Origin of the sequence: Nocardioides conyzicola (assembly GCF_039543825.1) — a bacterium.
GTDB lineage: Bacteria > Actinomycetota > Actinomycetes > Propionibacteriales > Nocardioidaceae > Nocardioides > Nocardioides conyzicola.
In genome coordinates this window covers 309,578-329,795 of record NZ_BAABKM010000002.1, presented here as the reverse complement: position 1 = coordinate 329,795, position 20,218 = coordinate 309,578, and the positions used below count along the sequence as shown (strand labels likewise).

General features: G+C 72.3%; 19 protein-coding genes. 12 read left to right on the top strand and 7 right to left on the bottom strand.

Annotation, left to right across the window (positions count from 1 at the left end):
- Window positions 1-3: 3 nt before the first annotated feature.
- Together ABEA34_RS04585 and ABEA34_RS04580 are read right to left on the bottom strand one after the other, a co-directional pair.
- Window positions 4-516, bottom strand: a complete 513-nt coding sequence (locus ABEA34_RS04585) for an Rv3235 family protein (protein WP_345519702.1) — start codon at window positions 514-516, stop codon at window positions 4-6.
- Complete coding sequence (locus ABEA34_RS04580) at window positions 513-1,112, bottom strand: LysM peptidoglycan-binding domain-containing protein (RefSeq protein ID WP_345519700.1); 600 nt, start codon at window positions 1,110-1,112, stop codon at window positions 513-515. Before ABEA34_RS04580 ends, ABEA34_RS04585 begins: the two co-directional genes overlap by 4 nt.
- A 131-nt stretch (window positions 1,113-1,243) precedes the next feature.
- Here ABEA34_RS04580 and ABEA34_RS04575 point away from each other — a divergent pair, with 131 nt between their 5' ends.
- Complete coding sequence (locus ABEA34_RS04575; RefSeq protein ID WP_345519698.1) at window positions 1,244-1,777, top strand: hypothetical protein; 534 nt, start codon at window positions 1,244-1,246, stop codon at window positions 1,775-1,777.
- Here the strand turns inward: ABEA34_RS04575 and ABEA34_RS04570 are convergent.
- From ABEA34_RS04570 to ABEA34_RS04555, 4 genes are read right to left on the bottom strand one after another with little or no spacing between them, the layout of a single operon-like run.
- On the bottom strand, window positions 1,774-2,112 hold the full coding sequence (locus tag ABEA34_RS04570; protein ID WP_345519696.1) for a sec-independent translocase: 339 nt from the start codon (window positions 2,110-2,112) through the stop codon (window positions 1,774-1,776). The genes ABEA34_RS04575 and ABEA34_RS04570 overlap by 4 nt on opposite strands.
- 18 nt (window positions 2,113-2,130) lie before the next feature.
- On the bottom strand, window positions 2,131-3,294 hold the full coding sequence (locus tag ABEA34_RS04565) for an Mrp/NBP35 family ATP-binding protein (protein ID WP_345519694.1): 1,164 nt from the start codon (window positions 3,292-3,294) through the stop codon (window positions 2,131-2,133).
- A gap of 11 nt (window positions 3,295-3,305) precedes the next feature.
- Window positions 3,306-3,851 carry a DUF1003 domain-containing protein gene (locus tag ABEA34_RS04560; protein ID WP_345519692.1) on the bottom strand — a complete coding sequence of 182 codons (546 nt, stop codon included), beginning with the start codon at window positions 3,849-3,851 and terminating at the stop codon, window positions 3,306-3,308.
- The gene (locus ABEA34_RS04555) at window positions 3,844-5,118 is read right to left on the bottom strand and encodes a magnesium transporter MgtE N-terminal domain-containing protein (RefSeq protein ID WP_345519690.1); all 1,275 of its coding nucleotides are present in this window, start codon (window positions 5,116-5,118) and stop codon (window positions 3,844-3,846) included. The genes ABEA34_RS04560 and ABEA34_RS04555 overlap by 8 nt, the downstream gene beginning before the upstream one ends.
- 138 nt (window positions 5,119-5,256) lie before the next feature.
- Between ABEA34_RS04555 and ABEA34_RS04550 the strand changes: the two genes are divergently transcribed.
- From ABEA34_RS04550 to ABEA34_RS04505, 10 genes are all read left to right on the top strand, one after another.
- Window positions 5,257-6,363 carry an endonuclease/exonuclease/phosphatase family protein gene (locus ABEA34_RS04550; protein ID WP_345519688.1) on the top strand — a complete coding sequence of 369 codons (1,107 nt, stop codon included), beginning with the start codon at window positions 5,257-5,259 and terminating at the stop codon, window positions 6,361-6,363.
- 10 nt (window positions 6,364-6,373) lie between these two features.
- A complete protein-coding gene (locus tag ABEA34_RS04545) occupies window positions 6,374-6,820 on the top strand; it encodes a hypothetical protein (RefSeq protein ID WP_345519686.1) in 447 nt (148 codons plus the stop codon).
- A 143-nt stretch (window positions 6,821-6,963) separates the two neighbouring features.
- Window positions 6,964-8,304 (top strand): phospholipase D-like domain-containing protein, encoded by a 1,341-nt coding sequence (locus tag ABEA34_RS04540; protein ID WP_345519684.1) that lies wholly within the window; start codon window positions 6,964-6,966, stop codon window positions 8,302-8,304.
- Window positions 8,305-8,384: 80 nt separating this feature from the next.
- On the top strand, window positions 8,385-11,291 hold the full coding sequence (locus tag ABEA34_RS04535) for a cutinase family protein (protein ID WP_345519682.1): 2,907 nt from the start codon (window positions 8,385-8,387) through the stop codon (window positions 11,289-11,291).
- Window positions 11,292-11,355: 64 nt separating this feature from the next.
- The gene (locus ABEA34_RS04530) at window positions 11,356-12,909 is read left to right on the top strand and encodes a hypothetical protein (protein ID WP_345519680.1); all 1,554 of its coding nucleotides are present in this window, start codon (window positions 11,356-11,358) and stop codon (window positions 12,907-12,909) included.
- Window positions 12,906-14,207, top strand: a complete 1,302-nt coding sequence (locus tag ABEA34_RS04525; RefSeq protein ID WP_345519678.1) for a DUF6752 domain-containing protein — start codon at window positions 12,906-12,908, stop codon at window positions 14,205-14,207. The genes ABEA34_RS04530 and ABEA34_RS04525 overlap by 4 nt, the downstream gene beginning before the upstream one ends.
- Complete coding sequence (locus ABEA34_RS04520; protein WP_345519677.1) at window positions 14,204-14,410, top strand: hypothetical protein; 207 nt, start codon at window positions 14,204-14,206, stop codon at window positions 14,408-14,410. The genes ABEA34_RS04525 and ABEA34_RS04520 overlap by 4 nt, the downstream gene beginning before the upstream one ends.
- Window positions 14,407-15,426 carry a glycosyltransferase family 2 protein gene (locus tag ABEA34_RS04515; protein ID WP_345519676.1) on the top strand — a complete coding sequence of 340 codons (1,020 nt, stop codon included), beginning with the start codon at window positions 14,407-14,409 and terminating at the stop codon, window positions 15,424-15,426. Before ABEA34_RS04520 ends, ABEA34_RS04515 begins: the two co-directional genes overlap by 4 nt.
- Window positions 15,426-17,660 carry a hypothetical protein gene (locus ABEA34_RS04510; RefSeq protein WP_345519675.1) on the top strand — a complete coding sequence of 745 codons (2,235 nt, stop codon included), beginning with the start codon at window positions 15,426-15,428 and terminating at the stop codon, window positions 17,658-17,660. The genes ABEA34_RS04515 and ABEA34_RS04510 overlap by 1 nt, the downstream gene beginning before the upstream one ends.
- Before the next feature lie 36 nt (window positions 17,661-17,696).
- Entirely contained in the window at window positions 17,697-18,908 is a 1,212-nt protein-coding gene (locus ABEA34_RS04505; RefSeq protein WP_345519674.1) for an acyl-CoA dehydrogenase family protein, read from the top strand.
- A gap of 15 nt (window positions 18,909-18,923) precedes the next feature.
- On the opposite strand, the gene ABEA34_RS04500 is transcribed toward ABEA34_RS04505, so the two are convergent.
- Window positions 18,924-19,931: an endonuclease/exonuclease/phosphatase family protein gene (locus ABEA34_RS04500; RefSeq protein WP_345519673.1), complete on the bottom strand. Its 1,008-nt coding sequence runs from the start codon at window positions 19,929-19,931 to the stop codon at window positions 18,924-18,926.
- A 70-nt stretch (window positions 19,932-20,001) separates the two neighbouring features.
- Here ABEA34_RS04500 and ABEA34_RS04495 point away from each other — a divergent pair, with 70 nt between their 5' ends.
- The gene (locus tag ABEA34_RS04495; protein ID WP_345519672.1) at window positions 20,002-20,187 is read left to right on the top strand and encodes a DUF5302 domain-containing protein; all 186 of its coding nucleotides are present in this window, start codon (window positions 20,002-20,004) and stop codon (window positions 20,185-20,187) included.
- The last annotated feature ends 31 nt before the right edge of the window (window positions 20,188-20,218 follow it).

Genomic DNA, 20,218 nt, shown 5'->3' with positions numbered 1-20,218 from the left:
CCCTCAGGCGAACTCCAGGGCCGTGCAGCGCCACCGCTGGTCCTGGGCACGCTCGAAGCGGGCGGCGAGGGCGCGCGAGCGCTCGCCGTACCGCACGTGCGTGCTCACCTCGACGACGTCGCGGGTGACGAAGCAGGACCGGACGCCGAGCACGCGCGGCCGGACCGGCTGGAACCGGCCCTGGCCGGGCTGGTGCCGGCCGGCCTGCGCCACCAGCTGGGCCCGGCGCTGCAGGTTGTCGTAGACCTCGCGGGAGCTCCAGCGGAGCAGCTGGGTGACGGGGCGGTCGCCGCCGACGATCTCGACCGCGGCCTGGGTGTAGCGACGCGCCCAGTCCTCGATCAGCCGGCGGGGCGGGCCGTCGATCGGCAGCACGTCGGCGACAGGCCCGCGGGGGGACGGCAGCCGCGGCGGGTCCTGCCGCGGCTCGAGGTCCAGCGCGAGCGTGCCCTGCACGGTCGCCAGCGGGGCCGGCCGGCGGAGCGGCACGACGTCGTGGTGTCGGGATGCGGTCATGGCAGTACCTCCAGTCGCTGGGCGGGATGGATGAGGTCGGGGTCCGGGCCGATCGCGGCCCGGTTGAGGTCGTAGAGGCGCCGCCAGCACGCGTCGATCTCCGCGTCGGTCGCGCCGGGGCCGAGCGTGCGCGCGGCGATCGCCCAGAGGGTGTCGCCGGGCACGACCCGGACCGTCGGGGCGGCGGTCGCCCGGTCGGGCAGCGGCAGACCGGCGACGGCGGACGCCGCCGGGCGGGCGACCCGGTCCTCGTGGAGCCGGCCGGGCGTCGCGCCCGCCGGGCCGGCGACCAGGCCGCCGGTCAGGGCGACCCCGCAGGCCGCGAGGACGGCCCGGCGCAGGGGAGCGGGTACGCCGGCGTGCGGGGCGCGCCCGCGACGGGCCGCCAGCACGGTGGCGACGCTCGCCAGCCAGAGCCAGCCGGCCGCGACGACCGCCAGGGCGGCGCAGAGCCGGACCAGCGCGGTGTCGAAGGTGCCGGCGCCGGGCGCGAGGGCGATCGGCAGCAGCCAGGCGACCAGGCTCCCGGCCGCGGCGGTCGATGCGACGCCGACGGCGGCGCATCGCGCAGGTGATGCCTGCTGGCTGCTGATCATGGCCCGAGACTCCAGATCGTTGCGTTTGCGTCTGTTTGCTTAAGTCGACGACTTTTTACTCACGGAGTCAACCGTTGATCCACAGTCGCGGCTCGGTTTCGGGCACGTCGTACGGCGGGGAGAGTGCAGCCATGGCCTGGGAGGACGACCTCTTCGCGCTGCTCGACGACCTCGAGCAGCAGGCGGAGGCGCTCTACGACGTGGAGCGCGGCCACGAGCTCGCTGACCGCAGCCGGGCGGAGTACCAGCAGGTCACGCTCGCCAGCCGGCTGATGGCCTCGGTGGGCGGCGACGTGGTGCTCGACGTCCGCGGGGTGGGGGTGGTCAACGGCGTGCTCGAGCGGGTCGGCACCGGCTGGTGCCTGGTCGGGGGGAGCGGTCAGGACTGGATCGTCGCGCTGGCCGCGGTGCTCTCCGTGCGCGCTGCGTCCGAGCGCTCGTCCCCGGAGGTCGCGTGGTCACCGGTGGCCCGGCTCGGCCTCGGCTCGGCGCTGCGCCGGCTGGCGGAGGCGGGGGAGCGGTGCGTCCTGCGCCTCGACGACGGTCGCCTGCTCGACGGCACCGTGCGGCGCGTGGGCGCCGACTTCGTCGAGATGGCGGTCGGCGAGGACGGCCGGGCGGTGCTGGTCCCGTACGCCGGGCTGGCGGCCGTGCAGAGCCGCTAGGTCGCGTCCGCGTCGTACGGCGGGATCTCGCCGTCCTCGAGCGGCCGCTGGCCGCGCCGGGTCCGCGGCGCCGGTTCCTCGTCGTCGTCCGCGTCCATCGCCTCGGAGATGTGCCGGCGCACGATCTCGCGCGGGTCGAGGTCGCGCAGCTCGAGGTCGGCGAACTCCGGCCCCAGCTCCTCGCGCAGCTCGTCGCGGGCGTTGTTGGCCAGCTGCTTGACCTGCTTGGCCATCCGGCCGGCCTGACGGGCCAGGTCGGGGAGCTTGTCGGGTCCGAACACGAAGATCGCGATCACGGCGATCACCGCGAACTCAGGCAGACCCACGCCGAACATGACCCAGAACCTACTGCGTCAGAACTTGCTGGTCGGGGTCAGGCCCAGCTGCATGCCGGCGAGCCCGCGGCCCCGGCCCGCGAGCCGACCGGCGATGGCGGTCAGCGCCACCGCACCCGGGGCGGTCGGGTCGGAGTCGACGATCGGCTTGCCGACGTCGCCGCCCTCGCGCAGCGAGGTGTCGATCGGGATCTGGCCGAGCACCGGCACGTCGTACCCGAAGCGCTCGGAGAGCGTCGCCGCGACGCGCTCGCCGCCGCCGTGCCCGAAGATCTCGAGGCGGTGGTCCTTGCCCTCGGCGGTGCAGTGCGGGCACGGCAGGAAGCTCATGTTCTCGACGACGCCGACGACACGCTGGTGCATCATCGAGGCCATCGTGCCGGCCCGCTCGGCGACCTCGGCAGCGGCCTCCTGCGGCGTGGTCACGACGACGACCTCGGCACCCGGCAGGTGCTGGCCGAGCGAGATCGCCACGTCGCCGGTGCCCGGCGGCAGGTCGAGGAGCAGCACGTCCAGGTCGCCCCAGTAGACGTCGGCGAGCATCTGCACGAGGGCCCGGTCGAGCATCGGCCCGCGCCAGGCCACGACCTGGTCGCGGCGCGGCTTGAGCATGCCGATCGAGATCACGGAGACGCCGCTCGGCGTGGGCACCGGCATGATCAGGTCGTCGACCTGGGTCGGCCGGTAGTCGGCGACGCCGAGCATGGCCGGCACCGAGTGGCCGTAGATGTCGGCGTCGACGATGCCGACCTTGAGGCCGAGCTTGGCCATCGCCAGCGCGAGGTTGACGGTGACCGAGGACTTGCCGACGCCGCCCTTGCCGCTGGCGATCGCCAGCACCTTGGTCAGCGAGCCGGGCTGGGCGAACGGGATCTCGCGCTGGGCCTGGCCGCCGCGCAGGGTCTCCTGCAGGCCGGAGCGCTGCTCGGCGGTCATCACGCCGAGCGTGAGGTCGACGCCGGTGATGCCGGCGACCCGGGTGACGGCCGCGGTGACGTCGCGGGTGATGGTGTCCTTGAGCGGGCAGCCGGCCACGGTCAGCAGCACCGTGATGTGTGCCAGGCCGTCGCCGTCGATCACCACGGAGTCGACCATGCCGAGCTCGGTGATCGGTCGCTTGATCTCGGGGTCGTTCACGGTCGCGAGAGCGGCGTTGACCTGCTCGAGAGTGGGGGTGCTCATGATCCCCGAGTCTAGGCGGTGGGTGTCTCCGGCTCGCCCTTGCCCACGTGACCCTGCGCACGCTCGGCGAGCTCGGCCCGCTCGTCGAGGTCGCTGAGCAGCGAGCGCAGCTCCGAGCGGAGGAAGTCGCGGGTCGCGACCTCGCCGACGGCCATCCGCAGCGAGGCGACCTCACGGGCGAGGAACTCCATGTCGGCGTGCGCGCGGGCGTTGGCCTGGCGGTCCTGCTCGGCGACCACCTTGTCGCGCTGCTCCTGCCGGTTCTGGGCGAGCAGGATCAGTGGAGCGGCGTACGACGCCTGGAGGCTGAGGATCAGCGTCAGGAAGATGAACGGATAGTCGTCCCAGCGCAGCCCCTCCGGCGCGAGCAGGTTCCAGCCGAACCAGATGGCGACGAACCCGGTCATCCACATCAGGAACCGGGCCGTGCCCATGTAGCGCGCGAACTGCTCGGCGAAGCTGCCGAAGGCGTCGGAGTCGTACGACGGGCGCCGGACCAGCTGGCGACGCGTCTCGGTCGGGGTGTCGAGACGGGAGCGGGACGGGCGGTCAGCCACGGCGCACCCCCTGGGAGCGGTCGTTGGAGCGGATCGCCTGGTCGCGCCAGTTCTCGGGGAGCATGTGGTCGAGCAGGTCGTCGACGCTGACCGCGCCGAGCAGGTGGTGGTTGTCGTCGACCACGGGCGCGGCGACCAGGTTGTACGTCGCCAGGTGGGCGGCCACCTGGTCGATGGTGGCCTCGGGACGCAGCGGGTCCATGGAGTCGTCGAGGACGCCGGCGACCAGCGTCGAGGGGGGCTCGCGCAGCAGCCGCTGGATGTGGGCGACGCCGAGGAAGCGCCCGGTCGGCGTCTCCAGCGGCTGCCGGCACACGTAGACGAGGGCGGCCAGCGCAGGCGTGAGGTCGGGGTTGCGCACGTGCGCGAGGGCGTCGGCGATGGTCGCGTCGGGGCCGAGGATCACCGGCTCCGAGGTCATCATGGCGCCCGCGGTGTTCTCGACGTACGCCATCAGCCGGCGCACGTCCTCGGCCTCCTCGGGCTCCATCAGCTCGAGCAGCGCGGCCGCGGTCTCGGGCGGCAGGTCGGCCATCAGGTCGGCGGCGTCGTCGGGCGACATCTCCTCGAGCACGTCGGCGGCGCGCTCGCTGTCGAGGTGCTCCAGGATCTCGACCTGGTCCTCCTCTGGCAGCTCCTCGAGCACGTCGGCGAGCCGCTCGTCGTCGAGCGCGGCCACCACCGCGCGCCGCCGCTCGGGCGGGAGGTCGCGGATCATGTTGGCCGCGTCGGCCGGCCGCATCTCGTTGAGGGCCGCGATCAGGTGGGTGGCTCCCTGCGCCTCCTCGCGCTGCGTGAGACCGTCGACGTCGCGCCACTCGCAGACATAGGTCTGGCCCCGCCGGCGGAGTCCCTTGGCCGGCTCCTGGATCGCCACCCTGCTCAGCACCCAGTCGCGGTTGCGCGCCTGCTCCATCGCGACGTCGTACACCGTCCCGGTCACGCCGGTGCTCGGGACGAAGACGGACTTGTCGAGCATCTGCCCGATCACGAGCGTCTCGGTGGGCCGCTGCTCGAAGCGGCGCATGTTGAGCAGGCCGGTCGTGTAGACCTGCCCGCTGTCGATGTTGGTCACCCGGGTCATCGGCACGAAGATCCGCCGCCGGCCGAACACCTCGGCGACCAGGCCGAGGACGCGGGGCTGCTGGACCTCCGAGCGGACCGCCACCACGAGATCTCGCACCTTGCCGACCTGGTCGCCCTGGGGGTCGAAGATCGGGAGCCCGACGAGGCGGGCCACGTAGACGCGGGAGGGGGTGGTGCTCACGACGACGAACGCTACCGGCACGGCCTCCTGCGATGCAGAGGGGCGCGGCGCAGTTCGGTACAGTCTCCGCCAAGTCTGCCGGGCGCACGCGACGCCCGGGCCAGTTGATCACCCTCGGATGCGGGAGGATCGCACGCGATGTCGAAGCACGCCGCCGATCGGCGCCCCAGCCGGGAGCGCGCAGGTGCCCTGGCTGCGACGGTCGGTGCGGTCTGCACCCTGGGCCTCGTCATCGCGATCCTCGTCGGTCTGCACGCCGCGGACGGCGACCCGGCCGACCCCGTGGCCGACGAGGCCGCCAACACCGCGGCCCGGGCGCTGCCCTCGGCCCACGGGACCCCCCGCAGCACGGCTTCGGGCGCCGCCGCCGCTGCCTCCTCCGCGGACGAGCCGCAGGTGGTCGTCCAGGCCCGGACGCTCAAGCTGGACATGGCCCAGGTCATCCGGGCGCGCGCCGAGCGCCGCGCGAGCCGCGAGGCGGCGCGCAAGGCCAAGCTGCCGAAGACCTCGTCCTTCCGGATCGGCACCCTCAACATCCTCGGCAGCCAGCACACCGCGGGTCGCGGTGGCTACGGCCCTGGACCGGAGCGGGCCGCGATCACGGCCGGCCTGGTCCGGTCGCGTGGCATCCAGGTCGCCGGCTTCCAGGAGGTCCAGGACGACCAGATCCCCGCGCTGCAGAACAACCTGCCGGGCTACGCCATGTGGCCCGTCCAGGCGCTCGGCAGCAACGGGCAGCGGCTCCAGGTGGCCTGGCTCGACTCCAAGTTCGAGCTGGTGGACACCGGCTCCGTGTCGTACGTCTTCGCGAGCCAGAGCATCCCGCTGCCGTGGGTCCGGCTACGCGACCGCGAGCACGGCGGCGAGTTCTACGTGATCACCGCGCACAACTCGGCGGGCGGGATGGAGACCCAGCGCGACGCCGCGACGACGGTCGAGATCGCCCTCGTCAAGCAGCTCAGGTCCACCGGCCTCCCGGTGATCATCACCGGCGACATGAACGAGCACGAGGAGTTCTTCTGCCGGGCCGCCACCGAGGCCGACATGGTGGCCGCCAACGGTGGCAGCGGTGCCGGCGGGTGCCAGCTGCCGCCCAACCCGCGTCGGGTGGACTGGATCATGGGCACCTCGGACGTCGCGTTCTCCGGCTACGTCCAGGACGGCGCGTCGCGGGCGGCCGCGAGCGACCACTACCTGCTGTACGCCGACGTCGGGCTCGACAACCCCGCCCCTGCCGCCCACTAGGTGGGTTAGCGTGGCTGCCATGGGTGTGGTGCTGCGTACGTTCGTGATGATCGCCGCCGGCACGCTCGTCGCCGGACTGGCCGCCGGCTGCGGCTCCGACGAGGGCGACGCCGCTCCGGTCGCAACCGACAGCGCCAGCCCGAGCCAGTCGGCGTCGCCGACCGTCGAGGCGTCGCCGACGGCCTCTGAAGAGTCGAGCCAGACCGCGGCCCCGGCGTCGTGGCCCGACTGCTCCGACACCTGGGTCGCCGACGCCGACCTGCCCTCGCCGTACAAGGGCTGCGCCGCGGACGGGATCGCGGTCCCCGCGGACTCGATCCACTGCTCGATGGGCGCGGTGCTGGTCACCTACGACGACCGGTTCTGGGGCGTGCCCGGCCACGTGATCTCGCAGTCCAAGGGGCCGCTCCAGAAGGACGCCAGGTACCGCCGGACGCGCGCCACCTGCACTGCCTGAGCCTCCCCATGTGTCCCTCCAGCACCACGCGGCTCGGGCGCGGCGATTCGGAAGGGCCTTGACCGTTGGTTAGAGTGTCGGCGCGGGGAGTGCGCAGCGTGCGCGCAGGTACCCCCGCGGCCAGCTACGTGGGGGAGTCGGATTTGCGTCACCAAGTTCTGCGGAAGATCGCGATCGCCCTGGCCCCGGCGCTGGTGGTGAGCGTCCTGGCTGTGGGTTCCCCGGCCGTCGCAGCGAAGCCGAAGCCCAAGCCCAAGTACACGCCGGCCGCCGGCCCGACCTTCAACAACCCCTACGGGTCGACGGACTCCCGCCGCGCCATCATCCGCAAGCTGCTGAAGACGATCGACAGCGTCCCGCGCGGCGAGGAGATCCGGATCGCCTCGTGGAACGTCCGCAGCAGCAACATCACCGCTGCGCTGCTGCGCGCCAACAAGCGCGGGGTGTCCGTCCAGGTCGTGATGGACGGCTCCAACTGGGCCCCGGACAACCGCAACCCCGACGCCGCGCGCCTGGCCTACGGCCTCAAGCAGGGCAGCAAGAAGCGCAAGAAGGCCGTCAACCGCAGCTGGCTGCGTCGGTGCCAGAGCGCCTGCCGCGGGCCGCACGGCATCGCGCACACGAAGTTCTACCTCTTCAGCAAGTCCGGCCGGGCCAAGAACGTCGTGATCTACGGGTCCAACAACGCCACCGAGCTGGCGGCCGACATCCAGTGGAACGACGTCTACACCCGCGTCAACAAGCCCGACGAGTACCGGGAGTTCCTCTCGGTGTTCAACGAGATGGCCAAGGACCGCAAGCCCAAGGGCGGCGCCTACCGCCAGTGGAACCACGGCCCGTTCTCGGCGATCTTCTACCCCTACTCCGGCAAGGCCGTCCCGTCCGGTGACCCGGCGCTCAACGTGCTCAACAAGGTCCGCTGCCTCGGCGCGACGGGTGGGACCGGCGTGCACGGCCACACCAAGATCCGGATCGCCCAGACCGCGATGTACGGCGACCGCGGCATCGCGATCGCCAAGCGGCTCGCGATCATGCACCGCCGCGGCTGCGACATCCGGCTCGTCTACGCGATGTTCGGCAACGAAGTCCTCCGCATCATGCGCCAGGAGGCCGGTCGTCCCATCCCCATGACGCACCTGGCGTGGGACCGTGACGAGGACGGCATCTACGACCGCTACGTCCACATGAAGACGCTGACCATCAGCGGGGTCTACGACGGCAAGACGAACGCGTCGGTGACGATCAACGGGTCGGCCAACTGGACGCACGTCTCGCTGGTCAGCGACGAGGTCATCGGGGTCATCCGCAGCTCCTACACGACCAAGCGCTACAGCAACTGGATCGACTACCTCTTCACCCACCGGCCCTCGTCGTGGGGCACCTCCACGATCGGGCAGACCGGCAACGGCAACGGCGGGGTCGAGCGTCGCAGCCTGGACGCCCCGACCGTCGATCCCTACGCGCTGATCAAACAGGAAATGTGATCTTGGGGGCACGTCGACAACTCGGGCAGGTCGGAGCCGCACCACTGCTGGCTCTGACCCTGACGGCGTCCCTTCTCGCGGTGACCTCCGCGTCGGACCCGACCGACGCGGAGGCCGCGGCCAGCTCGAGCGCGGCCTCGTCGGCGCGCCGCTCCGCCTGCGCGGACGTGCTCGTCGTCGGCGTCGACGGCAACGGGCAGCGACGGGCCAAGGGCGCGACGTTCGGGCCGGCCGTGGAGCGCTTCGCCGCGGCGTACGTCCGCAAGCTGTCCGGGGGACGCTCGGTCCAGCAGAAGCGGGTCGTGCTGCACACCCCCAAGCTCGGCGCCCTGACCTCCCAGCACCGGCAGGCCCGCACGGCCGTGGCGTCGATCCGGCGCCCGGCGCTGCGGCAGTGGCTTGCCCCGGTCAAGCCCGGGACCGCCAAGCTCGTGCAGACCCTCGACGCGGCGGCCGCGGCCTGCCCCGAGCAGCAGTTCGTGCTGGTCGGCTACGCCCAGGGCGCGCGGATCGTGCACAGCGCGCTGACCAAGGTCCGCCAGCGCCCGTACGGCGCCCGGATCTCCGCGGGCGTCCTGATCTCCGACCCGGCCCAGCGCCGCGGCATCGAGGCGCGGCTCGGTCGTCACGTCGACGCGCCGCCGCGGTCGACCTCGACGTACGGCGTCTGGAACGTCTGCCTCGCCGGCGACCTCGTGTGCGCTCCGGGCCGGGCGTCGTTGCGCTACGCCACCGCCCAGGCGCGCCGCTACGACCACTCCCTGCCCGCGACGACCAAGGCCCGCGACGCCGCCCTCGACCGGGCGCGACGGTGGCCGGTCCCCAAGCCGGCGCTCCGGGTGCAGGCCGCCCTGGTCGGTGAGCCGCTGCGGCTGCCGTTGCGCGCCGACGTGACGCCCGCGTCCCTCGGCGGCGTGCGGTGGACCACGACCGACACGCTTCCGCCGGGCCTGACGCTCTCGCCCACGGGCGAGCTCAGCGGCACGCCGACGAGCAGCGGGCAGTGGACGGTCCGCTACACGGTGGTCGGCACGACGCCCGCGACCACGACCCACACCGGTCAGGTGGTCCTGAGCGTCTCCGACGGCGCCACCTCGGTGAGCGCCGGTGGCCAGGACAGCTGCGCGACCGACGGCGGCGGGCACGCCAGCTGCTGGGGCGCCAACCAGTTCGGCCAGCTCGGTGACGGGACCACGACGGGACGCAGCACGCCCGCGCCGGTCAAGGGCACCGGCTGGGGGAGCATCAGCACCAGCGGCGCCACCACCTGCGCGGTCAAGACCAACGGCACGCTGTGGTGCTGGGGCCTCAACAACTTCGGCCAGCTGGGCATCGGCAAGTCCGGGATCCAGTCGAAGCCCCAGCGGGTCGCACCCGGCCAGGTCTGGGACCAGGTGACCACCAGCTGGTTCAACACCTGCGCGATCACGACGGCCGGCGCCCTCTACTGCTGGGGCCAGAACCTGCGCGGTGCCGTCGGCATCGGCACGACCTCGCGGATGGTGGAGACGCCCCGGCTGGTCGGCTCCGCCGGCGACGGCTGGACCGACGTCAGCACCGGCGGCTGGCACACCTGTGCCGTGCGCGGGGACCGGACGACGTGGTGCTGGGGGCAGAACAGCTTCGGCCAGGTCGGCAACTCGACCGCCGCAGTCCAGCCCACGCCGGCCCGCGTCGGGTCCGACGCGGGGTGGATGCAGGTCAGCACGTCCTGGGGCCACAGCTGCGCCGTGACCACGTCCGGCGGACTCGCCTGCTGGGGCCTGAACAAGGACGGCCAGATCGGCGACGGCTCCCGCACGGAGGCCTGGGCGCCGCACGCCGTCGCACCTGCGCAGATCTGGACGGCCGTGTCCGCAGGCGACAGCAGCACGTGCGCGCTCGACGACACGGGAGCGACCTGGTGCTGGGGCGGCAACCGCTACCGCCAGCTCGGCACCGGCGCTGCCGGAGCGAGCCTCATCCCCGTCCGCGCGGCCGCCGTACCGACCCTCACCACGCTCACCACGGGCTGGATGCACGGCTGCGGCCTGGCCGGGTCCGTGCCCACCTGCTGGGGGAGCAACGAGACCGGCCAGCTCGGCGCGAACGCCGTGCCCGCGCGACGGGCGGCGGTGTCGTCCGCCGACGCCGCACGCGAGCAGGCCGTCCTGCGCAGCGGAGCCGCGGCGCTCCGCCTCTCGACGGACGCGCAGGTGCAGCGGGAGATCGGCGACCGGCCGGCGGTGTCGGCCGCGGCGCGCAAGAAGAAGAAGTCGCTGACGACCAAGGTGATGACCTTCAACCTGCTCGGCAGCCAGCACACCGGAGCGACGGGCGACCGGCCCGACTGGGCACCCGGGCGGATCCGCTCGGAGTGGGCGTCGTCGCTGATCGACGCGCGCAACGGATCGCTCGTCGGCGTGCAGGAGATCCAGCCCGACCAGGTGGCCTCCCTCGCGACCGCGACCGACGGCAAGTACACGATCTGGCCCGGCACCAGCCTCGGGTACGCCGGGGCGCCGCAGTCGGTGATGTGGCGGACGTCGGAGTGGAAGGCGGTCTGGAAGGACACGATCACCATCCCGTTCATGCGCAACCAGCCGCGGCCCCAGCCGGTCGTGCGGCTGCGCAACCTGAGCAGCGGCCAGGAGCTCTACTGGATCAACGCGCACTTCTCGCCGGGCAAGATGGAGGACGACCGGCGCAAGGCCACGGCGCTGATCATCAAGACGATCAAGAAGCTCCAGAAGGACGGCCTCCCGATCCTGCTGACCGGTGACTTCAACGACCACAAGCGGGTCTTCTGCCAGGTCACCGCCAAGACCAGGCTCCGGGCCGCCCTCGGCGGCAGCACCGACCCCACCTGCAAGCCCCCGGCCGGTCGGAGGGTCGACTGGATCTTCGGTTCCGACGGAGCGTTCGGCAAGGTCGGCATCAGCCAGGGTGCCCAGGTCCGCCGTACGACCGATCACGCCGTGCAGGACGTGTCCTTCACGGTGCAGTAGAGTGCGCGCGATTCGAAAGTCGACGCCGAGGGATGTAGTGGGGCGAGGAACCAAGCGGACAGCCGTGCAGGTCGACGACACCGGCATCCGTCTGCCTCGCGGCTTCAGCGGCTCGGCCGACGTCCTCTTCGACGGGCGCCGGGTGTGGTCGTTCTCGGTCGACCGCGCGTCCTCGGACCCGGCCTCGGTGGTGTGGCCCAAGCGGATGAAGCGGCTGCTCGACGGACAGGTCGAGGTACGGGTCGTCGCCGGCGACCGGGAGATCTTCGTCGGTGAGCGCCAGTTCGGCACCAGCGCCGAGCGGCTCCGGCTCGTCGACGCGCAGGGCACCCCGATCGTGGTCGACAAGTGGGGCCTCATCCAGCGACCGTTCGAGGACCGCGACCCGGGCGTCATCGACGCCATGGCCGACAAGGCCGTCGAGATCCTGCGGGTCATGCGCGACGACTGCGGTGTCGAGGGCTGGATCGCCTTCGGCAGCCTCCTCGGCGCGGCCCGCAACGGGCGGGCCATCGGTCACGACTCCGACATCGACCTGTGCTTCCTCAGCACCGCCAGCACGCCGGCCGCGATGGCCGCCGACCTGTGGCGGATCGGCCGCGCGCTGCGGCGGGCCGGGATGCGGGTCACCCACGCCTCCGCCGCCTTCATCACCGTCCGGTTCCGCGGCCCGGACGGCGGCGCCGCCGGCATCGACATCTACATCACGTTCTACCTCGACGGGCTGCTCTACGAGACCGCCACCGTGCGTGCCCCGGTGCCGCTCGAGGCACTGCTGCCGCTGCGCGACATCGAGTTCGAGGGCCGGATGCTGCCCGCACCCGCCGACCCGGCCGCCCTGCTCGAGGTGTCCTACGGACCCAACTGGCGGGTGCCCGATCCCTCCTTCCAGCACCAGCCCGGTCCCGAGATCGTCCGCCGCTTCGACAGCTGGTTCGGCTCGCTGATGCGGGGCCGCCGCGACTGGCGGCACGCCAACGCCACGGCGGCGACCGCGAAGGGTGCCCCGTCGGAGTTCGCCGGGTGGGTGTGCGACCAGATCACGCCCGAGACCACCGTCGTCGAGATCGGCGCGGGCGGGGGCGCCGACCTGCGGAGGTACGCCGAGGGCGGGCGACCGACCCTGGGCCTGGACTACGCCGTGCCGGCGCCGCTCGCGCGTGCGGTCCGCAAGCTCCCCGGGGCCAAGGTCGACGAGCTCAACCTCTACGACCGGCGCGACGTGCTCGTGCGCGGCGCCCGGCTCGCGCGGCGACCCGGGCCGCGCGTCATCGCGGCGTACCGCCTGCTCGAGACGCTCGAGCCCGACGGCATCGAGGCGTTCTGGCTCCTGACCGGAATGGCGCTGCGCAGCGGCGGCCGGGCCTACGTCGGCGGGGTGACCCGCGACCGTGCCGCCGGTCGGAAGTGGGCGCAACGGCACGGCACGGGCCGGGTCCACCCCTTCTCGCCGGCCTCGGTCGAGGAGCAGGTCCTGGCCGCGGGCGGCCGGATCGTCGAGCGCTCCGGCTTCGACCGGGCCGAGCGCGCGCTGCGGGGCGGGCCGGCGGGAGCGTGGAGGATGATCGTGGAGTGGCCCGAGCGCGGGTCCGCGGGTGCCGGGGAGGTGGCGGAGTGACCGAGCGGGTCTACCTGCACGTCGGCGCTCCCAAGTCCGGCACGACGTACCTCCAGCGGGTCCTCGACCAGAACCGGGAGCCGCTCGCGGCGGCCGGGGTGCTGGTCGTGGGGGAGCGGCACGTCGACCGCGTCCACGCCGCCCTCGTGGTGCGCGAGGACCGGCGGGTCGGCACGCTCTCCGCGCGGCAGAAGCGCAGCTGGGAGCGCCTCGTCGCCCAGATCCGCGCCTGGGACGGCCCGTCGGCCGTGCTCAGCTACGAGCTCTTCTCGGCGGCGACCCGCGAGCAGGCCGAGCGCGCGATCGCCGACCTGGCCGGGATCGACGTGCACGTCGTCATCACCGCCCGCGACTTCGGCAAGATGGTGCCGTCGGCGTGGCAGGAGCGCCTCAAGTTCGGCCTCACGATGCCGTTCGACGAGTGGCGCCCCTCGCGCGAGAACGCCCCGCCGCAGCGCGAGTGGGGCTGGCGCACCATGGACCCGGCCAGCGTCGCGGAGCGGTGGGGTGCGAGCCTGAGCCCGGACCACGTGCACGTCGTCACCGTGCCGCGTGAGCGGCGCGATCCCGACGAGCTGTGGCACCGCTTCGCCGCCGCCTGTGACCTGACCGCGACAACGAACGACCTGAACCTGGGGGTGGGCCTCGTGAACGAGTCGCTCGGAGTGACCGCGGCCGAGCTGCTGCGACGCGTCAACGAGCGGATCGGACCGCCGATCGAGGGCAGCCGCGAGCAGGCCAAGTGGCTGCGGGACACCCTCGCCCACGGCGTGCTGGCCAAGCTCGGCTCCGAGCCGATCCGGACCACCGACCGGCAGCTGGGCGACGCGCAGAAGCAGGCCACCCGGTCCGTGGAACGCGTCGACGCCGCCGGCTACGACGTACGCGGGGACCTGGCCGACCTGGCGCCGAGCGCGGGCGCGGGCCGATCGCCCGCGGACGTCACCGACGCCGAGCTCCTCGACACCGCGCTGGACACGATCGTGCAGCTCCTCCTGCTCGTGCGGGAGCGGTCCAAGAACGGGGCGCCGGCGGAGGCCGAGGTCGAGGGCGGCCGGCTGCGCCGCGCCGCTCGCACAGCGGCGCTGCGCACCAGCGCGCCGTACCTCAAGCACCGCACGGAGGCCAACGCGCGCCGGATCGCCGAGCTGGAGAAGCAGATCGACGTGGACCGCTCCCTGCACCTGCGCGTCGCCGCGCTGCAGGACGTCGTCAGCGAGCTCCTGCTGCCGCTCGGCGACCGCGACCCGGAGGTCACCGCCAGGGCGCTGAGGCGCTACCAGCAGGAGTCGGTGTGAGCCGACCGGCCGACCTGCTGCGGCAGGCGGCCTACGGCACCGGGCTGGCCGCGGCCATCAAGCACCACGAGGCGATCGAGTCGCTGACGTTCGCGATCGACGAGACCGCCCGGCTCGCCGACCTTCTCGAGGCACAGGTCACGGAGCTGGAGCGCAGCCTGGTGCCGATGCTGCAGGCCGACCAGCGGGCGAGGCAGCGATGAGTGGCCCCGGCGGCCCGGACGGCCACGCCGTCGCCCTCTCGGTGGTCGTGCCCTGCTACAACGAGGAGGAGTCGCTCCCTCAGCTCGTCAAGGTGCTCGGCGAGGTGCTGCCGGGCGTGGCCGACACGTTCGAGGTGATCCTGGTCGACGACGGGAGCCGCGACCGCACCCTCGAGATGCTCCGCGAGATCCACGCCGCGGACTCCCGGTTCCGCTACCTGGCGCTGAGCCGCAACTTCGGCAAGGAGTCGGCGATGCTCGCCGGCCTCAGCCAGGCGCGCGGCGCCGCCGTGGCGATCATGGACGGCGACCTCCAGCACCCGCCGCAGCTCCTCACCGAGATGGTCCCGCTGCTCGACGAGGGCTACCACCAGGTGGTCGCGCGGCGCACCCGCGACCAGGACCCCGTCGTCCGCACGTTCCTGTCCCGGATCTACTACCGGATGATCAACCGGCTGATCGACGTGCAGCTCGAGGACGGGGTCGGCGACTTCCGGGTGCTCAGCAGCGAGGCGGTCCGCGCGCTGCTGTCGCTCGGCGAGACCAACCGGTTCTCCAAGGGCCTCTTCGCCTGGATCGGCTTCCCCACCGCCGTCGTCGACTACGAGAACGTCTCGCGTGAGGCCGGGACCACCAAGTGGCGGCTGCGCGACCTCTTCAACTACGGCCTCGACGGCGTCATCTCGTTCAACTACCGCCCGCTGCGGCTCTCGATCTGGTTCGGGCTGATCGTGATGGCGGTCGCGATCGGGTACGCCGGCTGGGTGCTCGCGGAGGCCGTCATCCACGGCAACAGCGCCCCGGGCTACGTGACGATCATCTGCGCCGTGACCGGATTCGGCGGGGTCCAGCTGATCCTGCTCGGCGTCATCGGCGAGTACCTCGGCCGCATCTACGCCGAGACCAAGCGCCGGCCGCTCTTCCTGCTCCGCGAGAGCAGCGACGGGCCGGGCCGCACCCCGATCACCGTCGACCTCGGCCCCGACCACGACGCCCACCTCCACGAGAAGCGCTGATGACGACGACCCAGAACGACACCGGCACGCGCGAGCGCGGACGGTGGCTGTGGCCCCTGCTGGTGTGCGTGGTGACGGCGGCGTACGCCTGCCTCCCGTACGTCGCGCACCCCTACTTCTTCCAGCGCGGCGACACCGCGGCGCAGTTCGCGCCGACGTGGGTCCACCTCGGCGACCTGGTCCGCTCGGGGCAGTGGCCGCCGTGGCTCGACCCCGACGCCTGGGCGGGCGGCAACTACGCCGCCGAAGCCCTCTACGGCATCTACAACCCGATCAACATCCTGGTCTGGCTGTGGATGTCGGCGGCGTCCGACCTGATGCTCGCGACGTTCGTGGTCAAGCTGGTCGTGCTCGTGGTGCTGGCGCTCGGCGCCTACCACCTCGCCCGGGAGTACGGCGCGGCGCGGTGGGCGGCGGCCGTCGTCGCGACCGCCCTGCCGTTCAGCGGGTTCACGCTCTACTGGGACGCCGGGTCCTGGCCGTCGGGCCTGATGGCGTTCGCCTACGCGACCTGGCTCTGGTGGGTGCTCCGCCGCACCCTGCGCGGCGCCACCAACCCGTTCTGGGCCTTCCTCGTCGGCGTCCTCACGATCACGCAGGGCAACCCCTACGGCACGCTCGCGGTCGTCATCGTCGGCCTCGGGCTCGTCGCGGAGGGGCTGCTCAGTCGCAACCGCGCCGGCGTCGTCCGCCTGGTGCTGGTCGGCCTGTGCATCGCCGCCTTCCTGCCGCTCGTCTACCTGCCGCTCGTGGAGACCTCCGACCTGGCCGTCCGCTCCCAGGGCGCGCTCATCGAGAACAGCGGCAAGCTGCGGCCCGGGATCGGGGACCTGCTGGGCCTGAGCTCGCCGACGTTCGTGCCGGACATCAAGGCGATCACCGGCCCGATGCGCGTCCCGGCGACGTACCTCTTCTGGCTGGTGCTGCCGCTCCTGCCCTGGCTCCGGTACGGCGTCCTGCGCCAGCGTGCCCGTGAGCTCAGCGGCCTCGGTGTCGTCACGGTCATCTACCTCGCGCTGAGCGTCGGTCCCTCGAAGCTGTGGCTCTTCCGGTGGCCCCTGCGGCTGACCGAGTACGCCTGGCTCGGCGTGGCCGTCGCCTTCGCGGTGCTGCTCAGCCAGGGGCTCCAGCGCACCCACGCCCGTGGCCGCGCGCTCGCCTCGGCCGCCATCGTCCTGGGCGCGGGCTACCTGGCCTGGGCCGAGCGACCGGCGGCCGCCCACCAGCTCGCCGCCGGGGTCCTGCTCGTGCTCGCGCTGGTCGCAGCCGTGCTGCTGTGGAACCGGTGGCGCGAGCAGGCCACCGCCGGCCTCGCCGCGATCTGCATCGTCGGCACCGGGCTGGTCCTGGGCCTCCAGGTCCACGCCTTCGGCGAGAACGCCTCGTCGCGCTACTGGCACCTGCCGCGCGACGTCGCCGCCATCCAGGAGCGCTTCGGCGACCGGGACGGCCGGGTGATGCAGTTCGCCGACCTCAAGCCCCTGCAGGAGAAGCACCCCCGCGAGCTCCAGCGCGCCTGGAAGAACTACCTGCCCGGCAGCATGTACCAGGTCGCCGACGTCGACGCGGTCAACGCCTACACCGGCATGGGCATGCGGGTCTTCAACAGGCACTTCTGCATGGAGTACGACGGCTTGACGCAGCCGTGCGGCTACCCCAACCTCTGGGCGAAGTCGGCGGTCGCCGGGATCCCGATCGCGGACCTGATGAAGGTCGACACCGTCGTCGTCCAGCCCGAGATGGCGATCGGCGTCGACATCCCCGAGGGCTGGTCCATCGCCGAGCAGAACGACGCCGTGCTCGTCCTGACCCGCGACCAGCCGCTGGCGTGGCCGGACTCACGCCTCAGCTGGGCCGCCGACGGCATCGACGTGACGTCGGCCGACACGGAGGCGCCGCTGCACGAGCGGGTCGAGATCGCCGACTCCGGCGACGGGGGCCAGCTCATCTTCGCCGCCCTCGGCTGGCCCGGCTGGCAGGCGGAGCTGGACGGCAAGCCGGTCCCGGTCACCCGCACCAAGATCGGCATGCTGATGGTCAAGGTCCCGCCGGGGGCCTCCGGCACGCTCGACGTGACGTTCCGGCCGCCGGGCCTGACCGCCGGTCTCGGCGCCGCCGGGATCGGCACGCTCGGCGCCCTCGTCCTCGGCGTCGTCGACTGGCGTCGCCGCCGCCGGCCGCAGCCCGACGAGGGTGCGATTCCTCACGTGGTCGGCGACCCGCCGAGCGAGTAAGTTACCGGTGAGTTTCGCCGTCGACGAGGGGACATCATGGGCCGCCTGTGCCAGACCGAAGGACTGAACGACGACCAGGCCGAGATCCTGAAGGCCGTGCGGACGTTCGTCGAGGAGAAGATCCTCCCGGTCGCGACCGAGCTCGAGCACGCCGACGAGTACCCCACCGAGATCGTCGAGGGACTCAAGGAGCTCGGCATCTTCGGGCTGATGATCCCCGAGGAGTACGACGGCCTCGGGGAGTCGCTGCTGACCTACGCGCTGTGCGTCGAGGAGATCGCGCGCGGCTGGATGAGCGTCTCGGGCGTGATCAACACCCACTTCATCGTCGCCTACATGCTGATGAAGCACGGGACCGAGGAGCAGAAGCAGAAGTACCTGCCCAAGATGGCGACCGGCGAGGTCCGGGGCGCCTTCTCGATGTCGGAGCCCTCGCTCGGCTCGGACGTCGCGGCGATCAAGACCAAGGCGACCAGGACTCAGCTGGATGACGGGGCTGAGGGCTACGAGATCACCGGCCAGAAGATGTGGCTGACCAACGGCGGCTCCTCCACCCTGGTCGCCGTCCTGGTCAAGACCGACGAGGGCAACGACTCGGTCTACAAGAACATGACGACGTTCCTGGTCGAGAAGGAGCCCGGCTTCGGGGAGACCGCGCAGGGCGTCACGGTGCCCGGCAAGATCGACAAGATGGGCTACAAGGGCATCGACACCACCGAGATGGTGTTCGAGGGTCACCGGATCTCCGCCGACCAGATCCTGGGTGGCGAGCCGGGCAAGGGCTTCTACCAGATGATGGACGGCGTCGAGGTCGGCCGCGTCAACGTCGCGGCCCGGGCCGTCGGCATCGCCAACCGCGCCTTCGAGCTCGGGGTGGCCTACGCCCAGCAGCGCGAGACCTTCGGCAAGCCGATCGCCGAGCACCAGGCGATCCTCTTCCGGCTCGCGGAGATGGCGACCAAGGTCGAGACCTCCCACGCGATGATGGTGCGCGCCGCCCGCAAGAAGGACGCCGGCGAGCGCAACGACGTCGAGGCCGGCATGGCCAAGATGGTGGCCTCGGAGTACTGCAACGAGGTCGTCCAGGACTCCTTCCGGATCCACGGCGGCTACGGCTACTCCAAGGAGTACGAGATCGAGCGCCTCTACCGCGAGGCGGCGTTCATGCTCATCGGCGAGGGCACGTCCGACATCCAGAAGATGATCATCGGCCGCAGCCTGCTCAAGGAGTACAAGCTCAAGGGCTGAGCCCGCCCGGCACGCTCAGCCGAAGGACGGCAGGCACACCGCGCCGGTCGTGCTGAAGCCGTACCTGGCCCACAGGGCCCGGTGGTCCGACAGCGGCGGGGTCAGGACCTGCATGTTCACCGGCACGAGACCCGTCTGCAGCAGGTAGTCGATACGGGCCCGCGGGGCGATCCGGGGCACGGTCAGGCCGGGGCCCGACCCGACGAGGGGCCAGGTGTCGGTGGCGATCGTCCGGGCGACGGCCATCACGCTGGAGCCCGGGTGGGCGTTGAAGTCACCCCCCATGACCTTGGGCAGCGGGTCGCGCGCGACCAGCCGGCGGATCGTGGTGATCTGGCTCATCCGGGCTCGCGTCGACGTGTGCTGCAGGTGGACGACGTACGCGCTCAGGTCGGCCCCGTCGACGTCGAGGACGGCGTGCAGCAGGCCGCGCTGCTCGTCGCCGGGGAGGCGGGGGAGACGGGTGTTCTCGACGCTCTTGATCGGGTAGCGGGACAGCAGGGCGGTGCCGTACTGCCCGCCCGCCCGGCCGGCCATGTTGGGGCCGAACGTGGAGCTGAAGCCGAGCTTCTGACCGAGGTACGACGCCATGTCGACGCGGCCGGTGCGCAGCTGGTCCTTGTCGACCTCCTGCAGCAGGACGACGTCGGGCTTCCACGACTTCAGCGTCCTGGCGAGCAGCTCGAGCTGGACGCTCCCGTCGGCCGCGTGGGCCGACTCGATGTTGAACGAGACGACCGTGAGGTTCGTCAGGCTGCCCGGCACGCAGGTCTCACCGGTGGCGGTCGGCAGCGGGTCAGGGCTCGGTCCCGTGGTGGGAGCGGAGGAGACCGAGACGGAGCCCGACGGCGTGGGGCCGCTCGGCGTACCGACAGGGGCCCGGCTCGTGGGCTTGTCGTCGTCGGCGAAGTGCCCGTAGGCCACCACGACGACCGGGACCGCGACGAGCAGCAGGCCGACGGCGACGGAGGCGGCGTTGTGGACCCACCCGGGCGTCGTGCGACCCGCACCGTCCTCCCCCATGCGCAGGAGGATACGTCCGGCCGAGGGTAAACCGTCGACGCCTGCCCACCGGCGTGCTTGGCTGGGCCACATGACGGATTCCCACGGCACCAACGACGACCTCAAGGCCAAGATGCGCGAGGCCCTGGACCGGAAGAACTCCAAGGAGAAGGGCGTCCACCAGGACGGCCCGCTGCAGGAGAAGGCGCACGGGTCCGAGGTCGCGGACAACGCTCCGAAGCTGCACCGCCGCAAGGCCGGCGGCGGCGGGAGCTAGTCGGCGCCCTTCCCGTGAGATAGCCCATGGT